Source organism: Paraburkholderia sp. Ac-20342, assembly GCF_017104985.1.
GTDB lineage: Bacteria > Pseudomonadota > Gammaproteobacteria > Burkholderiales > Burkholderiaceae > Paraburkholderia.
This window is the reverse complement of record NZ_JAAGPQ010000016.1, coordinates 90,765-114,875: the sequence shown is the minus strand read 5'-3', so window position 1 is coordinate 114,875 and position 24,111 is coordinate 90,765. Positions and strand designations below refer to the sequence as shown.

Here is a 24,111-nt window from a genome sequence, read left to right as displayed (position 1 = left end):
AGCGCGCGATCGAGCGGCGTGCTGTCGCTCCACAGCTTGAGCCACGCGCCCCATTGCGCGGGCGCGAGCGGCACGGCCGGCGCGTCGGCGATGCGCCGCGCGCTGCATTCCCACAGCAGCGCCGCGACGTCTTCGAGCGATGCGCTGCGCGCGAGCTCCATCGCATCGTGTCCGCGATACAGAAGACGCCCGTCTGCGACCAGCGTGATCGACGATTCGAGCACCGGCACGCCCCAGTCCAGCACCTTCTGTGCGACCTTGCCCGCACGCTTGCCGTCGGCCTTGCGGCGCGCGAGGCGGCGTACTTCGGCGGCATCGTAGAGACGGTGCCGGCCTTGCGCGTCCGGCGACGAGCCGAGCATGCCGCGGCTCACGTACGCATACAGCGTGGGCAGGCTGATGCCGAGCATTGCGGCCGCTTCGGCGGCGGTGAGGAAAGTCTGGGCTGGCATGAAAACGTGTGGAAACCGAAGAAATCAATATATATTGATTATCATAATCAAGATTGATTGCGGCAAGGCGGAATTCTAGACTCGGGTCACTTCATTTCCGTCAGCGCGCCGAACGCGCCCCATGCCATGACGCCCGAACTTGCTCTCAAACATATCTGGACGCTTGCCGGATGCGATCCGGTTACCCTGCATTCCGTTGCGCTGAGCGGCGCGGACCCGGGCCTGCCGTCGGTCTACCGCGTCGGCAGCCTCGCTTCGGCGACGATCGCGGCGACCGGCCTTGCCGCGGCCGAGTATTGGCGCTTGCGCAGCGGCCGCAGGCAACACGTGGCTGTGCAGATGCGGCGCGCGCTCGCGGCGTTTCGCAGCGAACGCTATCTGCGTATCGACGACGGGCCGCCGCCCGTGCTGCGCGATCCGGTGACGGGGTTCTACGAAACGCGCGATGGCCGCTGGGTCCAGTTGCACACGAACTTCGCGCATCACTTGCAGGGCGTGCTGCGGGTGCTCGGTTGCGAGAACGGGCGCGAGCCGGTGGCCGCCGCGATTCGCAATTGGGACGGCGCGACGCTCGATCAAACGCTGGCCGACGAGGGCCTGTGCGCCGCGTTGATTCGCACGCCGGAAGAATGGGCCGCGCTCGAACAGGCGCGGGCGATCGCGGGCTTGCCGCTGTTCGAGATCGAGCGCATCGGCGATGCGCCGGCCGAGCCGCCGCGCCGTATCGGGAGCGGGCTTGACCGGCCGCTCGCGGGCGTGCGCGTGCTGGACCTGTCGCGCATCATCGCGGGACCGGTGGCTGGACGCGCGCTCGCGCATCACGGCGCGGACGTGCTGATGATCAACGGGCCGCATCTGCCGAACATCGCGCCGCTCGTGATCGACAACGGTCGCGGCAAGCGCTCGGCCGTCGTCGATCTGCGCGACGCGGCCGGCTGCGAGACGCTGGGCGGACTCGCGCGCGATGCCGACGTGTTCCTGCAGGCGTATCGCCCGGGCGCGCTCGCCGCGCGCGGCTTCGGTCCTCCGGAACTGGCGCGGCTGCGGCCCGGCATCGTCTATGTGTCGGTGTGCGCGTACGGGCATACGGGGCCGTGGGCGCAGCGGCGCGGTTTCGATAGCCTCGTGCAGTCGGCGAGCGGCATCGCGTGGCACGAGCGCGCCGCAGCGGGCAGCGCCGAGCCGCGGCATCTGCCGTGTCAGGCGCTCGATCACGCAACCGGCTATCTGGCGGCGTTCGGCGCGATGGTCGCGCTCGCGCGGCGAGCCAGCGAAGGCGGCAGCTGGCACGTGAAGGTGTCGCTTGCGCAGACAGGGCGCTGGCTTCAGTCGTTCGGGCTGCTACCCGATGGACAGCAGGCGCCCGAGGTCGCGCTCGACGAGATAGGTGATTGCGTCGCGAGCGTGCAGTCGGAATTCGGCCGCGTGCTTGGTGTGCAGCCGGCGGAAGAGTTGGCGGAGACGCCCGCGTTTTATGCATTGCCGCCAGCGCGTATCGGCGCGCATGAGGCGAGATGGGCGTAGCGCCGGGTGCGTGTGCGACGTATCGCGGCAACGGGTTGGCTGCTCGACTTCTTGTCCGACCACACCTGAGTGATTGCGTCGCGACACGGCAATTCGCAATCGGGCTCGATCGGCCGCACGCGCAACAGGCCGCCCCCGGAACGGGCGAGAGGAGACGCCCGCGTTTTTAGCGTTACCGCTGGCGCATGTCGACTCGCGAGGCGAGACAGGCGTAGCGCCAAGGCTACGCCACATCACAACCGCAACCGCAACCGCAACCGCAACCGCAACCGCAACCGCTCAGCATCCCGCCGCACAAGACAGACGAATGCACCGCGACCACACATCACGGCACCTCGCATCTCCACCCCTACTTCCTCAACTCCGCGACAAAATCGTAGTAATCGTTCCGGCAATACGTATCGGTCAACTCGATCGCCCGTTGATCCGCCGTATAACCGATGCGCGTAATCAGCAGCAGCGCCTCGTTGGGCGCGATGCTCATCTGCTGCGCGATTTCCTCGCTCGCGTTCACCGCCCGAAAATGCTGCAGCGCGCGCACGATCGTCAGCCCACGACTCTCCAGATACGAGTACAGCGAATCGCCGAGCGCCTGAGGATCGGGAATGACCGCCGCCGGAAACGTGGAGTTCTCGACTGCCATCACGATGCCGTCGGCAAGCCGCAGCCGCCGCAGCCGCGTCACCGCCGCGGCCGGCGACAGCCCGAGCTGGATCACTTCATCGCGATTGGCCGGCGAGATTTCGCGCGACAGCCACTTCGAACTCGGCGTGAAGCCGCGCCGCCGCAGCATTTCGCTGAAGCTCGACAGCCGCGACAAAGGATCTTCGTAGCGCGGCGTGATGAAGCTGCCCGCGCCCTGGGTGCGGCGGATCAAACCCTGCTCGACGAGCAGCGCGATCGCCTTGCGCGACGTGATGCGCGAGACGCCGAGCGCCTCCGACAGCACGCGCTCCGAAGGCAGCGCCTCGCCGGCGTTCCAGCGGTTTTCGTGAATCGCGCTGCCGAGCTTGCGGGCGAGCTGCAGATAGAGCGGCGTGTCGTTTTCCGGGTCCGGGCGCAGGTCGCGCCAGCGGTCTTCCGAGGCAGAGGTCATGGGGCTCACGCGAGATAGGCAAGCGGCAATTCTAGAACATCGGCGCGCCGCGTTATAGCGGGCTTTTGCCTGGCGCACCGCCGCGAGGCCGCCGAGCCGCTAAACTCGTCGCTAAGCTTTTGCGGCATGCGTCGCGTCCCGATGCACCCCGTGGCGTTCCGATGTATTCCGGCGCCTCAAGCCGCATTGCGCCGGTTGGCGCTATTTCGCGCACGGTGCCGGACCGGGCCGTGCGTCGCATCGCATCGCATGAAACGCATTGAACCGTATTGAACGGTATTGAACCGCATTGAATCGAGCCACTTCGAGGAGTCAGCATGACGAGCGATATCGCGAGCGTAAGCCTGCCAGGCGGCGAGCGCATTCCGGCGTTGGGGCAGGGCACGTGGGAAATGGGCGAGAGGCCGGCGCAGCGCGCGGCGGAAATCGCGGCGCTGCGCTGCGGCATCGAACTCGGCATGACGCTGATCGACACGGCCGAAATGTACGGCGACGGCGCGACCGAGTCGCTGCTCGCCGAAGCGCTGGCCGGCTTGCGCGACAAGGTGTTCCTCGTCAGCAAGGTGTATCCGCACAACGCGAGCCGGCGCGGCGTGATCGCCGCCTGCGAGCAAAGCCTCAAGCGTCTGAAAACGGATCGGCTCGATCTGTATCTGCTGCACTGGCGCGGCTCGGTGCCGCTCGCCGAAACCGTCGATGCGTTCGAGGCGCTGCGTCGCGCGGGCAAGATCCGTCACTGGGGCGTGAGCAACTTCGACACCGACGACATGGACGAACTCGTCGCGGCGTCCGGCGGCGATGCCTGCGCGACCAATCAGGTTCTCTACAACGTCGCGCGCCGCGGGCCGGAATTCGATCTGCTGCCGTGGCTCGCCGCGCGCGGGATGCCGGCGATGGCCTACAGCCCGGTCGATCATGCGCGTTTGCCGAAGCGCTCGCCGCTCGACGACATCGCCGACGCGCGCGGCATCTCGGTGTTTCAGGTGGCGCTGGCGTGGGTGCTGGGCAAGCCCGGCATTTGCGCGATTCCGAAGGCCGCGCGCGTCGAGCATGTGCGCGACAACCATCGCGCCTCGCAACTGAAGCTGGAAGCCGGTGAACTCGCCGCGCTCGACGCGTACTTCAAACCGCCGCGCAGCAAGCGTCCGCTCGAAATGCTGTGAGTGCCGACGCAGGCTCAAGCGCGGCCGCCGCCGAGACGGCGGTGCGCTTCATGAACGATGCCGGTGACCCGGCCGGCGGAGCCTGACGTTACCGATGTGCTCAGGTGCAGGCGTGGTGCAGGTGCACGGAACCGAGCACCGCGACTTCGGCGGGGGTGTGCTTGAGGGAGTCGTCGTCGACCTGGGCGGCGTCCGCGACGAAGTCGTCGACGATCGACGACACCGGCACGTCGCGCAGGCACAGCGAGACGCGTTGCGTTTCGTTGGCCGGTAGCGGGGCGCGCTGGCTGAGGAATAGCACGCCGTACTGGTAGCCGTGAATGATGCCGCGGATCGCGCCGACGCACTGCGCTTCCGCGACATTGTCGTTGCGCTGCTTGCAGGTTTGCAGGAGCGAGTAAGCCGAGAACGTCGGATCGACCGGCGGCGCGGCTTGCGACAGGGTTTGCTGCAGCGGTTGCGCCGGCTTGGGCGCCGGCGTTTGCGCGTTGGCGAGCGATGCGAGGCCCAGCGCGGCAACCATCAGCACGGCGGCGGCCGCGCGTGTCGCGGAAGGGGGGACGTTTCGTTGCATGTTGTGGGCCCTCATATCGAACGTTGAATCTGATATGAGGTGATCGTCTCGGATTGGTTCCATAACACTCGCACGCAATGGGGGTGGTGTTTCCGCCGCCTGCGGCGCGGTTCGCGCGACGCGCCGGCGCTTGCCGGCGCGCGCTCTGCCGCGTTTTCGTCGGCGCTCGTGCCGAAGGCGGGTGGGCCGCTCCGACCGGCCTCGATCGGTGACGCGCGACCGGGGGATCGGGACGTCACCGCCGTTGCCGGCGGATAGCGGACAGTATGCCGGTACATGCCGCCGGCGGGTAGGGCGCGTGAGCCCGGTCTGAGACTGGGCGATGGCGGGTACGCGTTCACGCCACTGTTGTCATTGGCGGCGCTGCCTTTGCTTTCGCCATTGTTTTCGCGATTGCCCCGGCTGTTGTCGGCCCCCGACCTGCCGGAACTCTCGCGTTGCCGTCGTTACTCGCGGCGGCTTCGATGTGGCGCTGTGCGAGGCCGGTCAGGCAACGGAGCTGGGCGAGGGGAGCGAGTGAACCGTGAACCGATTGGCAGCGCTACCGGACGTTGAATGCCGGGCCGTCAGGCGTTGGGCACGGCGTCGCCGGAATCGTCCGCGTCCGCCATCTTGCCCGCGCCGTCATCGCGCGCCGTGCTCTGCAACGCACGCAACGTCTCCGGTGGAATATGACAGCGGATCAGATGCGCGCGGGTTTTATCCGCGTCGTTGCCGGCATCGAGAAACGGCGGGTCCTGCTCCTCGCAGATCGCGCCGAGCTTGCGTGGACAGCGCGTGTGAAAAATGCAGCCCGACGGCATCGCGCCCGCCCCCGGCAGTTCGCCGGACAGCCGGATGCGCGCCGGCTTCGGCCATTGCCGGCCGTCACGCTCATCCTGGTCGCGCAGCGTCGGCACCGCCGACAGCAGCGCCTCGGTGTACGGATGCTGCGCTCCGTCGAACACCGCGGCGGCCGGTCCGATCTCGAGCAGGCGGCCGAGATAGAGCACCGCGATGCGATCCGACACATAGCGCACCACGTGCAGATCGTGCGAGATGAACACGTAGCTGACGTCGCGCTCGCGCTGCAGGTCGGCAAGCAGGTTCAGGATCGCGGCTTGCACCGATACGTCGAGAGACGAGGTCGGCTCGTCGCAGACGACGACACGCGGCTCGCCGGCAAACGCGCGCGCAATCGCGACACGCTGCTTGAGCCCGCCCGACAACTGCCGCGAGCGCGCGTCGAGATAGCGCTCCGGCAAGCGCACGGCGGCCGTCAACGCGGCGAGCCGCGCGTCGAGCGCGGGGCCGCGCAGCGCGCTCAGGCGCGTGAGCGCTCGGCCGAGCAGCCGCTTCACCGAATGCGCGCGATTGAGCGCCGAGTCCGGATTCTGGAACACGATCTGCAGCGACTTCAGTTGCTCGCCGCCGCGGCGCGTGACGCGTGCGGCGAGCGGTGCGCCGTCGAGTTCGAGCACGCTGCCCGCGTCGGGCGTGAGCAGGCCGAGCATCAGCTTCGCGAGCGTCGTTTTGCCGCTACCCGATTCGCCGACGAGCCCGAGCGTTTCGCCGCTCGCGAGGTCGAGCGAAACGTCGTCGACGGCGCGCAGCGGCACGCCGGCAACGTGGAACGTCTTCGACAGATTGCGCGCGCGCAGCACGGTGGACGAGGGTTCGCGTTGCCGCGCATCGCTTACCGTACGTGGGGCAGCCGGCGGCGCATTAGATGGCGCGTTCGATGACGCAGCAGTCAACCCGCCGGCCAACCCCGTCTCCCCATCCGCCACCGTCCGCGGCAATTCGATCGCCCGCTCGTGATAGTGGCAACGCGCCATCTGATCGCCATGCGCGGCGCCAAGCCGGTAAGGCGGCGGCGCTTCGCGGCGGCAACGTTCGTCGGCGAGACGGCAGCGCTCCGCGTAGATGCAGCCCTGCGTGACCGAACCCGGCGCGGGCAGGCTGCCCGCGATCGTATCGAGCCGCTCGCTGTCCTTGCTGCGCCCGGGCGTCGGCAGACAGCGCAGCAGCCCGACCGTGTACGGATGGCGCGGCCGCGTGAAGACGTCGCGCGTCGCGCCTTCCTCGACGAGCTTGCCCGCGTACAGCACGCCGACGCGCTCGCACATGCGCCCGATCACCGCGAGGTTGTGGCTGATGAACAGCACCGCGGTGCCGAGTTCCTTGCGCAGTTGCGCGACGAGATCGAGCACCTCGGCTTCGACAGTTGCATCGAGCCCGGTGGTCGGTTCGTCGAGAATCAGCAGCGCGGGGTTCGACGCGAGCGCCATCGCGATCACGACGCGCTGCTGCATGCCGCCCGATAATTGATGAGGATAGCTGTCCATCACGCGCTCGGGCGCCGCGATGTGCACGCGCTTCAACATTTCGAGCGTGCGTTGCCGTGCTTCGTCGCGTGTGGCGCCCGCTGTTTCGAATGCTTCGGAGACCTGACGCGCGATCGTCAGCGAGGGATTCAACGCGCGCCCGGGGTCCTGATAGACCATCGAGACCGTCGTCGCGCGCATGCCGCGCAGCGCCTCGGCGCCGAGCTTCTGCACGTCCTCGCCGGCGATCGCGATCTTGCCCGCCTTCACCTTGCCGTTGCGCGGCAGATAGCGCAGCGTTGCCAGCGCGACCGTGGACTTGCCGCAGCCCGATTCGCCGACGAGTCCATACGCTTCGCCGCGCCGCACGCGCAACGAGACGTCCTGCAGCACCTCGCGATCGCGCCCGCGCACGCGGTACGCGACCGTCAGGCCGACGAGGGTCAGCGCATCGGTGCGCTCGCTCTTCGACACGTCGAAGGCCGCGAACGCGGCAGAGGAAGAGGGCTGTGCGCTCATCGCTCGTTTATCGCTCGCTCAGTGGTTATTCTCATTGGCCATTTATGGGTCAAGCACGCCCTGCACGCCGTCGGCCACAAGATTCACGCCGACCACGAGCGAGGCGATCGCGCCCGCCGTGAACACGACGGTCCACCAGGCGCCGCCTGCCATCAGCGTGTACGACTCCGACAGCGCGAGCCCCCAGTCGGCCGACGGCGGCTGGATGCCGAAGCCGAGGAACGACAGCGTCGCGACCGCGAAGATCGCATAGCCGAGCCGCACGGTTGCCTCGACGACGATCGGCGGCAGCACGTTCGGCAGGATCTCCGCGAACATGATGTAGGGCGCGCGTTCGCCGCGCAGTTGCGCGGCGGCCACGTAGTCGAGATGGCGTTCCGCGAACACGGCGGCGCGCACGGTGCGCGCGGTGATCGGCGTGAACGTAAGGCCGATCACGACGATCACCGTGAGGTTCGAGGCGCCGAGCGCGGCGAGCGCGAGCAATGCGACGATCACGAGCGGCAGCGCGAGCACGGCGTCGATCGCGCGTCCTACGAGGTTGTCCACCCAGCCCTCGAAGTAGCCGACCACGAGCCCGAGCGCGGTGCCGGCGGCGGTGCCGAGCAAGGTCGCGAGCGGCGCGATCGTGAGGATGTCGCGCGCGCCGACGATCACGCGCGAGAACACGTCGCGGCCGAGCTGATCGGTGCCGAACCAGTGCGTGCGATCGGGCGGCGTGAGCGAGTTGAGCGGATCGGATGCGTAGGGATCGAGATGCACGAGCCACGGCCCGGCCATCGCGCAGCCGATCCACCACGCGACGATTAGCGCGCCCACGACGAAGGTCGGCGAGCGCAGCAGCAGAAGCAGGTGTTGATAGCGCGGTTGATTGCGGTTGTGCGATGCGGAGCCGGGCGTGCCCGGCACAGGCGGTGTGGGCGGCGCAGGCGAAGCCGGCGGCATGGACGGCGGCACTGAGGGTGGTGGCACCGATGGCGGCACAGTCGCGCTCATTCGCCGTTCCTCACACGCAGCCGCGGATCGAGCAGCACATGCACGGCATCGGCGGCGAGATTCGCGAGCGTATAGACCACGCCGATCGTCAGCACGCCCGCTTCGAGCATCGGAAAGTCCTTCGCCTTGGCCGCGTTGTAGATCAGCGAGCCGATGCCGGGGTAGTGGAACAGCGTCTCGACCACGACGAGTCCGCCGATCATGTAGCCGAGCTGCGTTGCGGCTACCGTGACGGTCGGCAGCAGCGCATTGCGCAGCACGTGCCGCCAGATCACGACGTGGCGCGGCAGGCCCTTGAGGATGGCGGTGCGCGTGTAGTCAGCGTCGAGCGCTTCGACGGTGCCCGCGCGCGCCATCCGCGCGATATAGCCGAAGAACACGAACACGAGCGGCAGCACCGGCAGCACGAGATGCCTCAACTGCTCGAACACGCTCGCGTCGGGTGCATACGACGCTTCGATCGGCAGCCAGCGCAGCCACACGCCGAACACCAGAATCAGCACGATCGACGATACGAACTCCGGCACCACCGTCGCCGACAAACCGGCGATGCTGATCGCGCGATCGAGCCAGCGCCCCGCATGCATCGCCGCCCCTACGCCGCCCGCGATACCGAGCGGCACGACGACGATGAACGCGAGGAAGCCGAGCTTGGCCGAATGCGCGAGCGCGTCGGCGATGAACGGCGCGACCGGTTCGCGGTACGCATACGAAAGCCCCATGTCGCCGCGCACGACATGCGCGATCCAGTCGACGTACTGCGTGAGCAGCGGCCGATCCGCGCCGAGCTGGTGATTGAGCGCGGCGACCGCGCGCGCATCGGCGAGCGGGCCGAGCACCGCGCGGCCGATATCGCCGGGCAGCAACTGGCCGCCCGCGAACACGATCAGCGACAGCAGCCACAGCGTAATCAGCGAGAGGCCCGCGCGCGTCGCGAGAAAACGCGCGACACGGCTCGCATGGCCGTGTGCCGCCGCTCGCGATGATGAAGGGGACGCCGTGGCCGACATCGTGAACTCCTGCGAAAACGTGCGGTGCCTAAGCGCGCGGTGCCTAAGTGTTCAGGCCGGGTACTCGAGCCATGTGCTCAAGCGCTCAGCGTCGCGCGGTCGAAATACAGTTGCGCGAGCGCGGTGAAGCGCACGCCGTTCACGCCCTTGCGCATCGCGATCAACTGATCGTAGAAGAACGGAATGATGACCGGCGTTTCGTCGAGCAGCAGCGTCTGGATCTGCCCGGAGATTTTCCTTTGCGTGGCGAGATCGAGCGCCGCGACGAACTGAGCGACCAGCCGGTCGTATTGCGGATTCCTGAAGTGCGCGGCGTTCCACGTGCCGTTGCTCGTGAGCGGCGCGTTGAGGAACACGTTCGGCACGCCGCGATGGCCGTAGTCGGTGATGCCGAGCGGCGAGTCGAGCCAGTCGGATTTGCCGGGCGTGCCCGCGCCGTAATAGAGCGACTGGCTTTCGACCTTCAGGTTGATGCGCACGCCGATCGCTTTCGCCGCGTTCTGCACGACCACGGCGAGGTCGGGAATCTCCATGTATTTTTCGGTGGTCAGCGTGACGTCGAAGCCGTTTGGCACGCCGGCCTGCGCGAGCAGTTGCTTCGCCCTCGCGACGTCGATTTTGCGTTGCGGCACACCTGCATCCGACGACGGAAACACCGGCGCGAACGGGCTGTCGTTGCCGGCTTGAGCGCGGCCCTTGAAGAGACCGCGCACCAGCACGTCGCGATCGATCGACAGCGCAAGCGCCTCGCGTACGCGTTTGTCCTTGAAGAGCGGGCTATCGTTGCGCATATGAATCTGCCGATGGGCGCTCGACTTCACGCCGACCGCCTTGTAGTCGGGATTGTTCAGAATGCCTGCGCCGCCCTGCACGGTGAAGGTGCCCATCACGTCGGCCTGATGGCCTTGCAACGCGAGCAGCTGTGCCTGCTCGTCGGCGTAGAAGGTGAACTGCACGTGTTGCGGTAACGCTTTTTCGCCCCAATAGTCGGGATTGCGTACGAACGATGCGCCGACCTTCGGCTGATACTTTTCCAGCCTGAACGGACCCGTGCCGATAAAGCTCTTTTCGTAATTGCCCGCGTAGTTGGCGGGCAGGATCACGGCGTTGTAGTTGTCCGAGGAAACGTAGTACGGGAAATTGCCGTTCGGCGCATCGAGATGGAACTCGACCGTGTGTTCGTCGATAACCTTTGCGCCGCCTTTCGACAGCACGCCCTTCAATACCGAGAGCGCGGCCGAGCCGCTGGCCGGATCGGCGAGACGGTCGAAGGTGGCGGCCACGTCCTTCGCGCCGAAGTGCTGGCCGTCGTGGAATTTGACGTTCGGGCGCAGCTTGAAGGTCCACACGTCGCCCTTGTCGTTCGGCTTCCACGACAGCGCGAGCGCGGGCTTCAGCATGAGCTTTTCGCCGTCGTCGTCGATCAGGAATTCGCCGGTCTGGTTCAGCAGCGCGAGGCTCGCCGCGTCGGTCACGGTGAGCGGGTCGACCGCGCCAGCGGGCGTCAGATGCGCGACGCGGATCGTCTGGTTCGATGGGGCCGCCGTGCCCTGTGCGTTCTGCGCGCTCTGTGCATCGGCACGCGGCGTGTCGAGCAGGCCGCCGCCCACGAGCGACAGGCCGATCACGCTCGCGTAACGCAGCAATTCGCGCCGCGTGAGGCGGCCGGCCAGGAATTCATCGATGGCATGGTTGCCGTAGGCGTCGGCGGTGCGGCGGGCTGCTTGCAGCGGCGCATGAGGTTCCGCATGGGAGGCGGGAAGTCGGTCCGCGGGCGTTTTCATCGATGGCGTGTCCAGTCCATTCTGCTGCCGGTTCGGAAGACGTCGCGCGAGCCGCGCGACAGCGCGAGGTGCAGCGCGCTTTCAGCGCCCGTGGCGTCGAGCCTCGGCGCCCGACGAAAGCGCAATGCTGCGCAAAGCGGTTTCAGTGTAAGCGATTGCTTGCGGCTGCGGCGCGCTTGCGCCGCCGTGGGCTTGCCGATCGGCCGATAACGGCGTGGTGGTGTGTCGTCGCTGCAACGGTAGCACGGCGTGGGCCACGGTGATCGCTAGCGCCGCGCGGCATGGCGGCAGGCGTTCGGCGCGAGCGCGAATGGATCGCCCGAATGGATCACCCCTAACGCGCTGGAATCCTGACCGATTGCATCATGCGTACAGCGGGATTGACAGCAAGCACCGCGCATCGCAAGCGCTGTAGGCTGCCCCCCGCGCGCTTTAGCGATCGTGCGGGTGCTTGTGAATCGGATCGACCCAGTACACCGTCTCGGGCTGTTCGACCGCGTCGATGTTCAGATTGACCACGACCGCTTCATTGTCGCTGCGCACGAGCACGCATTCGAGCGGTGCGTCGGTGCTCGCGTTGATCTCCTGATGCGGCACGTAGGGCGGCACGAAGATGAAGTCGCCGGGGCCCGCTTCGGCGGTGAATTCGAGGTGCTCGCCCCAACGCATGCGTGCCTGGCCGCGTACCACGTAGATCACGCTTTCGAGCGCGCCGTGATGATGCGCGCCGGTCTTCGCGTTCGGATGGATCGTCACGGTGCCGGCCCAGATCTTCTGCGCGCCGACGCGCGCCGCGTTGATCGCGGCGGCGCGATTCATGCCGGGCGTCTGCGCGGTGTTGGCATCGAGCTGATCGCCGCGGATGACCTTCACGCCGTGCTCGCGCCAGTCGACCTGCGCGGCGGCCTCGTGCTCGGCCCGGTAATGCGGATGTTCGTGCTCGTGGCTCATGGTGTCTCCTTGCGGGCGTGGGTGCCGCGTTCGAGTCCTGCGCTGCGGTCGTGGCCTGATCGATGCCGGTGTTGCATGGCCGTTCGACATTCTGGCACGTTCGGAACACGCACGCGTGGTGTGACGAGGCGGGCAGCAGGGGCCCGACCGCGCACATCGACGAAGAACCGAAAAAAAGCCCGCTCACGGGGAACGGGCTTCGAGCCGTTGGTATCGGCGGTGGCATTGCGGCTGCGGTGAAGCGCGGCAAGGGTTGCCTTGCCGCACTCCTCAATGCCACCGGGCCAGCATCATTGCTTCTTCGCGTTGATCACCGCTTCGGCGACGTTGCTCGGCGTTTCGGCGTAGTGCTTGAATTCCATCGTGTAGGTCGCTCGGCCCTGGGTGGCCGAGCGCAGCGAGGTCGAGTAGCCGAACATCTCGGCGAGCGGCACTTCCGCGCGCACGAGCTTGCCGCCGCCGCCCGCGATGTCTTCCATGCCCTGCACCATGCCGCGCCGGCTCGACAGATCGCCCATCACGTTGCCCATGAAGTCCTCGGGTGTTTCCACCTCGACGGCCATCATCGGTTCGAGCAGCACGGGCTTCGCCTTGCGCATCGCTTCCTTGAATGCCATCGAGCCGGCCATGCGGAACGCGTTTTCGTTCGAGTCGACGTCATGGTACGAACCGAAGGTCAGCGTGACCTTCACGTCGACCACCGGATAACCCGCCAGCACGCCGGCCTTCAGCGTTTCCACGATGCCTTTGTCCACCGCGGGAATGAATTCGCGCGGAATCACGCCGCCCTTGATCGCATCGACGAACTCGTAGCCCTTGCCTTGCTCCGACGGTTCGAGCGTGATCACCGCGTGACCGTACTGGCCGCGCCCGCCCGACTGCTTGACGAACTTGCCTTCGACGTCCTCGACCTTGTTGCGCACCGTTTCGCGATACGCCACCTGCGGCTTGCCGACGGTCGCTTCCACGCCGAACTCGCGCTTCATGCGGTCGACCAGAATTTCGAGGTGCAACTCGCCCATGCCGGAGATGATCGTCTGTCCCGATTCCTCATCGGTCTGCACGCGGAACGACGGGTCTTCCTGCGCGAGCCGGTTCAGCGCGATGCCCATCTTCTCCTGGTCGGCCTTGGTCTTCGGCTCGACGGCCTGCGAGATCACCGGGTCGGGGAAGATCATCTTTTCGAGGATGATGACGTGGTTAGGATCGCAGAGCGTGTCGCCCGTGGTCGCTTCCTTCAGGCCGACGGCCGCCGCGATGTCGCCCGCGTAGACTTCCTTGATTTCCTTGCGCTCGTTCGCGTGCATCTGCAGGATGCGGCCGAGGCGCTCCTTCTTTTCCTTGATCGCGTTGTAGACCGTGTCGCCCGAATTGACGACGCCCGAGTACACGCGGAAGAAGATCAACTGGCCGACGAACGGGTCGGTCATGATCTTGAAGGCGAGCGCCGAGAACGGATCGTCGTCGTTCGGATGGCGCTCGATCTCCTTGTCGTGCTCATCGTGGCCGGTGATCGCGGGCACGTCGACCGGCGAGGGCAGATAGTCGATCACAGCGTCGAGCATCGCCTGCACGCCCTTGTTCTTGAACGCGCTGCCGCACAGCATCGGCACGATCTCGTTGGCGATCGTGCGGGCGCGAATGCCGTGCTTGATTTCCTCTTCGGTCAACGGCTCGCCGCCGAGATATTTTTCGAGCAGCGTTTCATTGGCCTCGGCCGCGGATTCGACCATTTTGTCGTGCCATTCCTTCGCGGTGGCCGCGAGTTCAGCCGGAATGTCGCGGTACTCGAACTTGATGCCCTGGCTGTCGTCGTCCCAGAAGATCGCCTTCATCTTGACGAGATCGACTACGCCCTGGAAATGATCTTCCGCGCCGATCGGAATCTGGATCGGCACCGCGACGCCCTTCAGACGATCGCCGATCTGCCGCTGCACGCGGAAGAAGTCCGCGCCGATGCGGTCCATCTTGTTGACGAACGCGATGCGCGGCACCTTGTACTTGTTCGCTTGGCGCCACACGGTTTCCGATTGCGGCTGCACGCCGCCGACCGAGTCGTACACCATGCAGGCGCCGTCGAGCACGCGCATCGAGCGCTCGACTTCGATCGTGAAGTCGACGTGCCCCGGGGTGTCGATGATGTTGATGCGATGCTCGGGGTAGTTGCCGGCCATGCCTTTCCAGAACGCCGTGGTGGCCGCCGAGGTGATCGTGATGCCGCGCTCCTGCTCCTGTTCCATCCAGTCCATCGTCGCCGCACCGTCGTGAACCTCGCCGATCTTGTGGGTCACGCCGGTGTAGAACAGGATCCGTTCGGTGGTGGTGGTTTTGCCGGCATCGATGTGAGCGCTGATGCCGATATTCCGGTAGCGCTCGATGGGAGTCTTGCGGGGCACGTGAACCTCCTTGGAATGGCGCGCCTGAAACGCATGCCGGGCGACCGTTGGGCCGCCCGGGGAGTCTGGGTGCTGCTTGATGTGGTGGTGCTTTATCGAGATTACAAGGATAGCGCGTCGGTTGGTCTTTTGCATGAATCGCGCTGACGGGCGGCAAGCATGCTCGCGCAAGGCGGCGCGGACGAAAAAAAGCCGGCGCCCGGGAAGGGCGCCGGCTTTTTCCGGAAAACGTTGCGGCGATGGGGCGGCCGGGAGGGCTGGGTGAGATGCCGATGGCGTGCCTATGAGGTGCCGCCCAGTTGGTGCTCAGTTGCTGCCTGGGCGCCCCCCGAGATGCGCCACCCGAGCGGCCGGCGGCCCGGCAAGCTGCCGCAGGGGCCGCCAGAATTGCAGCTTACTGCGTGATGCCCGGCACCGGCGGCAAGCCCTGGATCTGCATGCCCGGCTTGATGCCCTTCGACGCGAACCAGCCCTTGCTCATCTCGAGCGCGAACACGCCGTTGTGCGTCGGGCAATGATTGTTGGTGGTCTCGGCCTGCATCTCGTCGAGGTCGGTGATCGTGCCGTCCGCGCGCATGAACGCGATCGACAGCGGAATCAGCGTGTTCTTCATCCAGAAGCAGTGGCCGGCGTTCTCGTTGAACACGAATAGCATGCCTTCGTTCGGCGCGAGATTCGTGCGATACATCAAGCCCTGTTCGCGATCCGCATCGTTGGCGGCGACGGCCGCGTCGATCACGAACATGCCGGCGGTCAGCTTGACGCGCGGAAATTCGCCAGGCTGCTTGGCGCCCGGCGGCATCTGCTGCGCATGGGCGGGGGCGGTGGTGGCCGCCAACGAGATGGCCGCGAGCGGCAGTGCAACGGCAACAGCGAAACGCGCCATCAGCGAGCGCATGGAAAATCGCACGGCAGGACTCCTTGCTCAAATTAACTCGCGCATGTTACGCGAGCGCGTGCAAAACAAAAAGGCAGATCGCCTTGCGGTGATCTGCCTTACAACGCCGTAAGAACGGCAATAAAGCGAGTTCTTGACTGCGTTTTTACAAGCAACTTACTCCGAAGCTGCCGAAGCTGCAGCGGCTGCTGCTGCCTTCTTGTGCGCCTTCTTGTGGTGAGCGTGCTTGGTGGCCTTCTTGGCTGCCGAAGCTGCTGCCGGAGCTGCGGGAGCTGCCGAAGCGGCTGCCGGAGCCGAAGCTTGTGCGAATGCTGCCGTTGCGAAGAGGCCAGCGACCAGAGCGGCGATCAGTTTGTTCATTGTGTAGATCCTCAGCTTGAGTTAATTAACCAAATGACCCGGCTTATGTAGAGTCAAGTCGGTAAACGTGCCATCCACCTTTCGGTTGACAGCCGCATCGAACAAATTTCTCGACGCGTCTGCTAGCGTTCGGACTTTCGTATTCGCCGCGCAAACGGCTTATGCAAAGGTCTTTAAGGCTGAATGCCGGATAGCTTCGGCGGCATCTGCGTCGAATAACGCGTCGCGTTGCGCAGCGGTTGACGAGAATTCGCCGGAAAATTTTCATCGCGATGGACTGCGGCGACGACCCCTTGCGACGGCATTCGCGAGCGTGCATGTTTCACGTTTCCGGGGCTGCTTCACGGTGTGGTTTCACGCCTGTTTTTATTTGCCGATACAACGGCTTAGGCCAATCGAGGCAAGCGTGAAACACTCACGATACGCATGACGTCCCCCCGTATTCGCGCATTTACACGATACCGTCCCATGGCGCGTTCGCCGGCAACTCGATGCTCTCTCGCGGCGCGAGACCCAGCGAAAAAATGTCCAGCGCACCGACGCCGACGCGCACGAGGCGCAGCGTCGGAAAGCCGACCGCGGCGGTCATGCGGCGCACCTGGCGGTTCTTGCCTTCGGTGATCGCGAGTTCGATCCACGTGGTCGGGATCGCGGCGCGGTGGCGGATCGGCGGCGTGCGAGTCCATAGCGTGCTCGCCGGCTCTATATGATTCGCGCGACAGGGGCGTGTCACGTAGTCGCCGAGATCGACGCCGCGTGCAAGCTTCTTTAGCGCGACCTCGTCGATCGCGCCTTCGACCTGCGCCCAATAGCGTTTAACGAGCTTATGACGCGGCTCGGCGATACGCGCCTGCAATGCGCCGTCGTCGGTGAGAAGCAGCAGGCCTTCGCTATCGGAATCGAGCCGGCCCGCCGGATAGACGCCGGGCACCTTGACCCAGTCGGCGAGCGAGGCACGCGTTTCATGCGGCGAGAATTGACAGATGGTGCCGAACGGCTTGTTCAGGGCGAGAAGGCGCATACGGGAAAGAAGAGTCGGCGGACCAGGGCGCGGCGGCGTATCGAAACGTATCGAAGCGCGCCAATGCACGCTCATGCACGTCAACGCACGTCGCGGCAACGTCACACGATGTGCCGATTGTGCCGCGTGAAGTTTCGGCGACGGCGGCCGGCCGCATCGCGGGCGCCGGCCGTTGCGCTCAGGGTCCGGTTAGGGATGGCGCGATGATAATGCATAAACCGGCATCGCCATTCTTATGTCTTATAGAAGAGTGAGGCTCGCAGCCGCGTTCGTCCATGTTGGAAAACCCCGAGCCATGGCCGTTTCGACGCGCGCGAGGCGTGGGCTAGAATAACGGCCAGGCCGCTCGCGAGCGTCCGGCATTGCGCGGCGAGGGGCGCCCCCTTTCGCAGTCTCCCATCAGCTTTTCACAGCTTTCACTGGAGTCCGATCATGCCGTATCAGCACATCAAGGTTCCGACCGGTGGCGACAAGATCACTGTCAACGCCGATTTCTCGCTCAATGTCTCCGACCAGCCGATCATCCCGTTTATCGAGGGCGACGGCACCGGTCTGGACATCACGCCGGTCATGATCAAGGTCGTGGACGCGGCGGTCGGGAAGGCGTACGCGGGCAAGAAGAAAATCCACTGGATGGAAATCTACGCGGGCGAGAAGGCGACCAAGGTGTACGGCCCGGACGTGTGGCTGCCCGAAGAAACGCTGCAGGCGGTGAAGGAATACATCGTCTCGATCAAGGGGCCGCTCACCACGCCGGTCGGCGGCGGCATCCGCTCGCTGAACGTCGCGCTGCGCCAGGAGCTGGACCTCTATGTGTGCCTGCGGCCGGTGCAGTACTTCAAGGGCGTGCCGTCGCCGGTGCGCGAGCCCGAGAAAACCAATATGGTGATCTTCCGCGAGAACTCGGAAGACATCTACGCCGGCATCGAATGGGCGGCCGAATCGGAGCAGGCGAAGAAGGTCATCAAGTTCCTGCGCGAAGAAATGGGCGTGAAGAAGATCCGCTTCCCGGATTCGTCGGGCATCGGCATCAAGCCGGTGTCGCGCGAAGGCACCGAGCGTCTCGTGCGCAAGGCGATCCAGTATGCGATCGACAATGAGCGCCGGTCGGTCACGCTGGTGCACAAGGGCAACATCATGAAGTTCACCGAAGGCGCGTTCCGCGACTACGGCTATGCGCTCGCGCAGAAGGAATTCAACGCGGAGCTGATCGACGGCGGCCCGTGGATGAAGGTCAGGAATCCGAAGACGGGCGGCGACATCGTCGTGAAGGACGTGATCGCCGACGCGTTCCTGCAGCAGATCCTGCTGCGCCCGGCCGAATACGACGTGATCGCGACGCTGAACCTGAACGGCGACTACGTTTCGGACGCGCTCGCCGCGCAGGTCGGCGGCATCGGCATCGCGCCGGGCGCGAACCTGTCGGATTCGGTGGCGATGTTCGAGGCGACGCATGGCACCGCGCCGAAATACGCCGGTAAGGATTACGTGAATCCGGGTTCGGAAATTCTCTCGGCGGAAATGATGCTGCGCCATCTCGGCTGGTTCGAGGCGGCGGACCTGATTATCGGCTCGATGGAAAAATCGATCCTGCAAAAACGTGTCACTTACGATTTCGCGCGCCTGATGGAAGGCGCGACCCAGGTATCGTGCTCAGGATTTGGGCAGGTGATGATCGAGAATATGTAATTCATGCGCTGGAATTATCCAGCGCGCATTAATGGCTTGACTGGAATACCCCGGCGCGATTACGCGGCCGGGGTATTTTTCTGGAAATCGTATCCGGTTTTTTACGGCCGGAATATCGGCGGCGGCCGGTATCGAATGACGCCGGATTTTCAGCGCCGCTTTTCAGCATCGCTTTTTTGCATCGTTTCTCAACACCGAATCGCACCGCATAAAAAGAAACCCGGCGCGCAGCCGGGTTTCAAAAAGGACGGGGACGAACCGCCTCAGGCAGGTGCCTGAATGTTCGAAGCCTGTTTTCCTTTCGGGCCTTGCACGACTTCGAAGGTGACCTTCTGGCCTTCCTTCAGCGTCTTGAAGCCATTCATCTGGATGGCCGAGAAGTGTGCAAACAGATCCTCGCCACCCTCGTCAGGCGTGATGAATCCGAAACCCTTTGCGTCGTTAAACCATTTGACCGTACCAGTTGCCATTCCAACTTCCCCTGTTACTCATGTGACCACCACGAGCCCCTCGAAAAGCCACGACCACACGAGGCAGCCGCTCCCTCCTCACAAGCTCACCATCGGCATTTTTTCGAAATTATGGCTTGGTGAAAAAAGTGCCAGCTTGATTGTTGAGGCTCTTTATTCGAGTGTCAAGAAAATTTTGAGACGCCGTTGTCGCATTGCAAACAGGCTGCTTTCCAGGGGTTTTTCCCGCTTCCGTTATGTGCGGTTGCGCAAGCGTCGCGTCTTGAAAAGTCGCATAATCGACTCACATGCTGGACTGGGGCCGGGCCGCCGGGAGTGCCCGCGGCGCGTGCCCCCCACCGGCTCCGGCAGGTTATGCGATACTCGATCCGACCGCGGCGCAGCAACATCGCGCGGCATCACAGGATAGGGGCCGGCTCCGCAATCGGCCCGTCGACAACGCGCGGGCGCGGGCGGTCATGACGAAGTCATGACCGGCTGTCCGCAGCGAACGGGGGCATCGGCCGCTGGCCGGGTTTTGACAGGATTGCGGGCCTGTCCTAGTTGTTTAGAATGGGTGTATGGCGATTATCCCGGACAAGCAGGACGGCACCGTACTGGAGCGGCAGGAGCAGAAACTCAAGCCGCCGTCCATGTACAAGGTAGTGCTGCTGAATGACGACTTCACGCCGATGGAATTTGTCGTGATGATCGTGCAGGAATATTTCAATAAAGATCGTGAAACCGCAACGCAGGTCATGTTGAAGGTTCATCGCGAAGGCAGGGGAGTTTGTGGGGTCTATACGCGGGACATCGCGTCGACCAAAGTCGAGCAAGTCGTTACCCACGCACGGCAGGCCGGGCATCCGCTGCAGTGTGTGATGGAGGAAGCATGATTGCCCAGGAACTGGAAGTCAGCCTGCACATGGCGTTCATGGAAGCACGCCAGGCAAGGCACGAGTTCATAACGGTCGAACATCTTTTGCTCGCCCTGTTGGATAACCCGACGGCGGCGGAGGTGTTGCGTGCATGCGCGGCCAATATCGAGGATCTGCGCCAGAACCTGCGCAACTTCATTCATGACAACACGCCGACCGTGCCGGGCACGGACGACGTCGATACGCAGCCCACGCTGGGTTTCCAGCGTGTGATCCAGCGCGCGATCATGCATGTGCAGTCCACCTCGAACGGCAAGAAGGAAGTGACCGGCGCGAACGTGCTGGTCGCGATCTTCGGCGAGAAGGACTCGCATGCGGTGTACTACCTGCAGCAGCAGGGCGTCACGCGCCTGGACGTGGTCAATTTCATCTCGCACGGCATCGCCAAGACGAGCAGTTCGGACGCCGCGAAAGCGAGCGACGCGAACGCCGAGGCCGACGAGGCCGCCGCGCAGAAAGAAACGCCGCTCGCCCAGTTCACCCAGAACCTGAACCAGATGGCGAAGGACGGCCGCATCGATCCGCTGATCGGGCGCGAGTCGGAAGTCGAGCGCGTGGTACAGGTGCTGTGCCGCCGGCGCAAGAACAATCCGTTGCTGGTCGGCGAGGCGGGCGTCGGTAAAACCGCGATCGCCGAAGGGCTCGCCTGGCGCATCACGCGTGGCGAAGTGCCTGACATTCTGGCCGATGCGCAGGTGTATTCGCTCGACATGGGGGCGCTGCTTGCGGGCACCAAGTATCGCGGAGACTTCGAGCAGCGCCTGAAGACGGTGCTGAAGGAACTGAAGGAGCGTCCGCACGCGATTCTGTTCATCGACGAAATTCATACGCTGATCGGCGCGGGCGCCGCGTCGGGCGGTACGCTCGATGCCTCGAACCTGCTGAAGCCGGCGCTCTCGTCGGGCACGCTGAAGTGCATCGGCGCGACCACGTTCACCGAATATCGCGGCATCTTCGAGAAGGACGCGGCGCTGTCGCGTCGCTTCCAGAAGGTCGACGTGACCGAGCCGACCGTCGAGCAGACGGTGGCGATCCTGCGCGGGCTCAAGTCGCGCTTCGAAGAGCACCACGGCGTCAAATATTCGTCGGGTGCGCTGTCGGCGGCGGCTGAACTGTCGGCGCGCTTCATCACGGACCGCCACCTGCCGGACAAGGCGATCGACGTGATCGACGAAGCGGGCGCGGCGCAGCGCATTCTGCCGAAGTCGAAGCAGAAGAAGACGATCGGCAAGAACGAGATCGAGGAAATTATCTCGAAGATCGCGCGCGTGCCGGCGCAAAGCGTCTCGCAGGACGATCGCAGCAAGCTGCAGACGCTCGACCGCGACCTCAAGAGCGTGGTGTTCGGGCAGGACCCGGCCATCGACGCGCTGTCGGCCGCGATCAAGATGGCGCGCGCGGGCCTCGGCAAGCTCGACAAGCCGATCGGCGCGTTCCTGTTCTCGGGTCCGACCGGGGTCGGCAAGACGGAAGTGGCGAAGCAGCTCGCGTTCACGCTCGGCATCGAGCTGATCCGCTTCGACATGTCGGAATACATGGAGCGTCATGCGGTGAGCCGGCTGATCGGCGCGCCGCCGGGCTACGTCGGTTTCGACCAGGGCGGCCTGCTGACCGAAGCGATCACGAAGAAGCCGCATTGCGTGCTGCTGCTCGACGAAATCGAGAAGGCACATCCGGACATCTTCAACGTGCTGCTGCAGGTGATGGACCACGGCACGCTGACCGACAACAACGGCCGCAAGGCGGACTTCCGCAACGTCATCATCATCATGACGACGAACGCGGGCGCCGAGGCGATGGGCAAGTCGGTGATCGGCTTCACGAACCGCCGCGAGGCGGGCGACGAGATGGTCGACATCAAGCGCATGTTCACGCCAGAGTTCCGTAACCGTCTGGATGCGACGATCAGCTTCCGCTCGCTCGATGAGGAAATCATCATGCGCGTGGTCGACAAGTTCCTGATGCAGCTCGAAGACCAGTTGCACGAGAAGAAGGTTGACGCGCTCTTCACCGACGCGCTGCGCAAGCATCTCGCGAAACACGGTTTCGATCCGCTGATGGGCGCGCGGCCGATGCAGCGTCTGATCCAGGACACGATCCGTCGCGCGCTCGCCGACGAATTGCTGTTCGGCAAGCTGATGAACGGCGGCCGGGTGACGGTCGACGTCGATGCCGAAGACAAGGTGCAGTTGACCTTCGACGAGCATCCGGCGCCGCGCAATCCGAATCCGGAAGCGGTGGAAGTGGAGTGATGTTGGTGAGGTCGGCGTGGCCGGTGTGGCGTCAAGCCGGCTAAACGACCAAAGGCCAGAAGCAGAACGGCGCGGGTTTTATCCCGCGCCGTTTTTTTATGCTCCGTTTACGCTCCGGTTTTCCGCTAGCCGGGTGCGCTGAAAAACGCGGCAGCCGTGTCGCACCGCGGCAATCAGGCAATCAATGCTTGCCGGTGCTGCCGAATCCGCCCGCGCCGCGCGCGCTTTCCTCGAAGTCATCGACGATATTGAACTCGGCCTGCACGACCGGCACGATCACCAGTTGCGCGAGGCGTTCCATCGGATTCAGCACGAACGTCGTTGCGCCGCGATTCCACGTCGAAATCATCAGTTGCCCCTGGTAATCGGAATCGATCAGGCCGACCAGATTGCCGAGCACGATGCCGTGCTTATGCCCGAGACCCGAGCGCGGCAGAATCAGCGCCGCATAACCGGGATCGCCGACGTGAATCGCGAGGCCGGTCGGCACCAGCGCGGTTTCGCCCGGTTTCAGCGTCAGCGGTTCGTCGAGGCAGGCGCGCAGATCGAGGCCGGCGCTGCCGGTCGTCGCGTAGGCGGGAAGCTGTTCGCGCATGCGCTCATCGAGAATCTTCAGGTCGAGTTTCATTCGGGTTCGATCGGGAATGTTGGGGTTGTCGTGGTCGTTGGGATGGACGGCGGGCAGGGGCACGGAGGTGCCGCCCGTCAAGCCGCCGGATGCGAGCCGAGCTGGAACGCCTCGGCGAGAAGTTCATAGGAGCGCAGCCGCGCGTGATAACTGCCGGCGACCGTGAGCACCATCAGTTCGTCGGCCTGGAACTGCTCCTGCAAATCCGCGAGCCGCTCGGTGACGCGCTCCGGCGTGCCGATAATGCTGCGTGGTTTTTCGCGGTCGATCACGAGCCGTTCGCGCTCGCCGTACTCCTGCGCGACGCCTTGTTCGATCGTCGGAATCGGCTCGTTCAGGCCGTGCGCCATTTGCACGCGGCGCAGATCGACGGCTTTTTCGAGGTCGGCGGCTTCCTGGTCGGTGTCGGCGCAGATCACGAAAACCGCCGCGGCGAGATACGGCTGCGACGCTTCCACGCTCGGCTGGAAACGCTCGCGATACGCGAGCGCGACCTGTCTGCCGAAATGCGCATTGATGAAATGCGCGAACGAGAAACGAATGCCGAGCTGCGCCGCGAGCAGGCCGCCGAATTCGCTCGAACCGAGCATCCACAGTTGCGGGCGCGTATCGATTTGCGGTTGCAGCAGCACGCCTTGCGCGAGGTGATCGGCGGGGAGCGTGCCGTGCATGAGCCCGAGCAGATCGGCAACCTGCTGCGGGAAAATTTCGCCGCGATTGTAGGCGCCGGCGGCCACCGCCTGCGCGGTGCGCATATCGCCGCCCGGCGCGCGTCCGACGCCGAGGTCGATACGGTTCGGGAACAGCGCTTCGAGCATCATGAACTGCTCGGCGACCTTGAACGGACTGTAGTACGGCAGCATCACGCCGCCGGAGCCGAGGCGAATACGTTTCGTCACGCTGCCGAGGCGCGCCAGCATCACTTCGGGGCAGGGGTTCGACACGCCGCGCAGGCCGTGGTGCTCGGCGCACCAGTAGCGCGTGTAGCCGAGGTCGTCGGCGAGCTGCGCGAGTTCGACCGTGGCGGCGATGGCGTCCGCCACCGAGTGCCCGGAGATCACCGGCGTTTGATCGAGCACGGAAAGTAGCGTCATGTCAGTAGTGC

Annotated in this window: 21 protein-coding genes; 6 read left to right on the top strand and 15 right to left on the bottom strand. The window is 65.0% G+C overall.

Features of this window, described 5'->3' with window-relative positions:
- Window positions 1–452 (bottom strand): helix-turn-helix domain-containing protein (locus G3N58_RS09350; protein WP_205999010.1); only part of this gene is annotated, 452 nt, incomplete at its 3' end.
- A 126-nt stretch (window positions 453–578) separates the two neighbouring features.
- Between G3N58_RS09350 and G3N58_RS09345 the strand changes: the two genes are divergently transcribed.
- The gene (locus G3N58_RS09345; RefSeq protein ID WP_205999009.1) at window positions 579–1,976 is read left to right on the top strand and encodes a CoA transferase; all 1,398 of its coding nucleotides are present in this window, start codon (window positions 579–581) and stop codon (window positions 1,974–1,976) included.
- 349 nt (window positions 1,977–2,325) lie between these two features.
- On the opposite strand, the gene G3N58_RS09340 is transcribed toward G3N58_RS09345, so the two are convergent.
- On the bottom strand, window positions 2,326–3,072 hold the full coding sequence (locus G3N58_RS09340; RefSeq protein WP_205999008.1) for a GntR family transcriptional regulator: 747 nt from the start codon (window positions 3,070–3,072) through the stop codon (window positions 2,326–2,328).
- A 317-nt stretch (window positions 3,073–3,389) separates the two neighbouring features.
- Here G3N58_RS09340 and G3N58_RS09335 point away from each other — a divergent pair, with 317 nt between their 5' ends.
- Window positions 3,390–4,235 carry an aldo/keto reductase gene (locus G3N58_RS09335; protein WP_167041078.1) on the top strand — a complete coding sequence of 282 codons (846 nt, stop codon included), beginning with the start codon at window positions 3,390–3,392 and terminating at the stop codon, window positions 4,233–4,235.
- Between the two features lie 100 nt (window positions 4,236–4,335).
- On the opposite strand, the gene G3N58_RS09330 is transcribed toward G3N58_RS09335, so the two are convergent.
- The 10 genes from G3N58_RS09330 to G3N58_RS09285 all read right to left on the bottom strand — a co-directional run bounded on the left by G3N58_RS09330 (window position 4,336) and on the right by G3N58_RS09285 (window position 17,050).
- A complete protein-coding gene (locus G3N58_RS09330) occupies window positions 4,336–4,809 on the bottom strand; it encodes a hypothetical protein (protein ID WP_205999007.1) in 474 nt (157 codons plus the stop codon).
- A 566-nt stretch (window positions 4,810–5,375) separates the two neighbouring features.
- Window positions 5,376–7,634, bottom strand: coding sequence for an ABC transporter ATP-binding protein (locus tag G3N58_RS09325; RefSeq protein ID WP_205999006.1), 2,259 nt, complete (start codon window positions 7,632–7,634; stop codon window positions 5,376–5,378).
- A gap of 42 nt (window positions 7,635–7,676) precedes the next feature.
- Complete coding sequence (locus tag G3N58_RS09320) at window positions 7,677–8,630, bottom strand: ABC transporter permease (RefSeq protein ID WP_205999005.1); 954 nt, start codon at window positions 8,628–8,630, stop codon at window positions 7,677–7,679.
- Entirely contained in the window at window positions 8,627–9,640 is a 1,014-nt protein-coding gene (locus G3N58_RS09315; RefSeq protein ID WP_205999004.1) for an ABC transporter permease, read from the bottom strand. Before G3N58_RS09315 ends, G3N58_RS09320 begins: the two co-directional genes overlap by 4 nt.
- Window positions 9,641–9,717: 77 nt before the next feature.
- Window positions 9,718–11,424 (bottom strand): ABC transporter substrate-binding protein, encoded by a 1,707-nt coding sequence (locus G3N58_RS09310; protein ID WP_167281652.1) that lies wholly within the window; start codon window positions 11,422–11,424, stop codon window positions 9,718–9,720.
- A 432-nt stretch (window positions 11,425–11,856) separates the two neighbouring features.
- Window positions 11,857–12,375 (bottom strand): cupin domain-containing protein, encoded by a 519-nt coding sequence (locus G3N58_RS09305; protein WP_167041090.1) that lies wholly within the window; start codon window positions 12,373–12,375, stop codon window positions 11,857–11,859.
- A gap of 290 nt (window positions 12,376–12,665) precedes the next feature.
- On the bottom strand, window positions 12,666–14,771 hold the full coding sequence (gene fusA / locus G3N58_RS09300; RefSeq protein ID WP_167281650.1) for an elongation factor G: 2,106 nt from the start codon (window positions 14,769–14,771) through the stop codon (window positions 12,666–12,668).
- Window positions 14,772–15,165: 394 nt separating this feature from the next.
- Window positions 15,166–15,681, bottom strand: a complete 516-nt coding sequence (locus G3N58_RS09295; RefSeq protein WP_167041096.1) for a DUF192 domain-containing protein — start codon at window positions 15,679–15,681, stop codon at window positions 15,166–15,168.
- Window positions 15,682–15,825: 144 nt separating this feature from the next.
- On the bottom strand, window positions 15,826–16,029 hold the full coding sequence (locus tag G3N58_RS09290; RefSeq protein ID WP_167281648.1) for a hypothetical protein: 204 nt from the start codon (window positions 16,027–16,029) through the stop codon (window positions 15,826–15,828).
- A gap of 451 nt (window positions 16,030–16,480) precedes the next feature.
- Entirely contained in the window at window positions 16,481–17,050 is a 570-nt protein-coding gene (locus tag G3N58_RS09285) for a pseudouridine synthase (RefSeq protein WP_205999003.1), read from the bottom strand.
- Between the two features lie 432 nt (window positions 17,051–17,482).
- On the opposite strand from G3N58_RS09285, the gene icd reads away from it, so the two are divergent.
- Window positions 17,483–18,739: an NADP-dependent isocitrate dehydrogenase gene (icd, locus tag G3N58_RS09280; RefSeq protein ID WP_167041106.1), complete on the top strand. Its 1,257-nt coding sequence runs from the start codon at window positions 17,483–17,485 to the stop codon at window positions 18,737–18,739.
- Between the two features lie 3 nt (window positions 18,740–18,742).
- Window positions 18,743–19,018: a hypothetical protein gene (locus G3N58_RS09275; RefSeq protein ID WP_205999002.1), complete on the top strand. Its 276-nt coding sequence runs from the start codon at window positions 18,743–18,745 to the stop codon at window positions 19,016–19,018.
- On the opposite strand, the gene G3N58_RS09270 is transcribed toward G3N58_RS09275, so the two are convergent.
- Window positions 19,003–19,209, bottom strand: a complete 207-nt coding sequence (locus G3N58_RS09270) for a cold-shock protein (RefSeq protein WP_007180614.1) — start codon at window positions 19,207–19,209, stop codon at window positions 19,003–19,005. The two genes, G3N58_RS09275 and G3N58_RS09270, sit on opposite strands and share 16 nt — an antisense overlap.
- Window positions 19,210–19,769: 560 nt before the next feature.
- Here G3N58_RS09270 and clpS point away from each other — a divergent pair.
- Together clpS and clpA are read left to right on the top strand one after the other, a co-directional pair.
- Window positions 19,770–20,084, top strand: coding sequence for an ATP-dependent Clp protease adapter ClpS (clpS, locus tag G3N58_RS09265; RefSeq protein WP_008919570.1), 315 nt, complete (start codon window positions 19,770–19,772; stop codon window positions 20,082–20,084).
- Entirely contained in the window at window positions 20,081–22,378 is a 2,298-nt protein-coding gene (gene clpA / locus G3N58_RS09260; RefSeq protein WP_167041112.1) for an ATP-dependent Clp protease ATP-binding subunit ClpA, read from the top strand. Before clpS ends, clpA begins: the two co-directional genes overlap by 4 nt.
- Window positions 22,379–22,559: 181 nt before the next feature.
- Here clpA and dut read toward each other — a convergent pair whose 3' ends face one another.
- Both dut and G3N58_RS09250 read right to left on the bottom strand, forming a co-directional pair.
- Window positions 22,560–23,006 carry a dUTP diphosphatase gene (dut, locus tag G3N58_RS09255; RefSeq protein ID WP_167041115.1) on the bottom strand — a complete coding sequence of 149 codons (447 nt, stop codon included), beginning with the start codon at window positions 23,004–23,006 and terminating at the stop codon, window positions 22,560–22,562.
- Window positions 23,007–23,083: 77 nt separating this feature from the next.
- Window positions 23,084–24,100: an LLM class flavin-dependent oxidoreductase gene (locus G3N58_RS09250; RefSeq protein WP_205999001.1), complete on the bottom strand. Its 1,017-nt coding sequence runs from the start codon at window positions 24,098–24,100 to the stop codon at window positions 23,084–23,086.
- Between the last annotated feature and the right edge of the window lie 11 nt (window positions 24,101–24,111).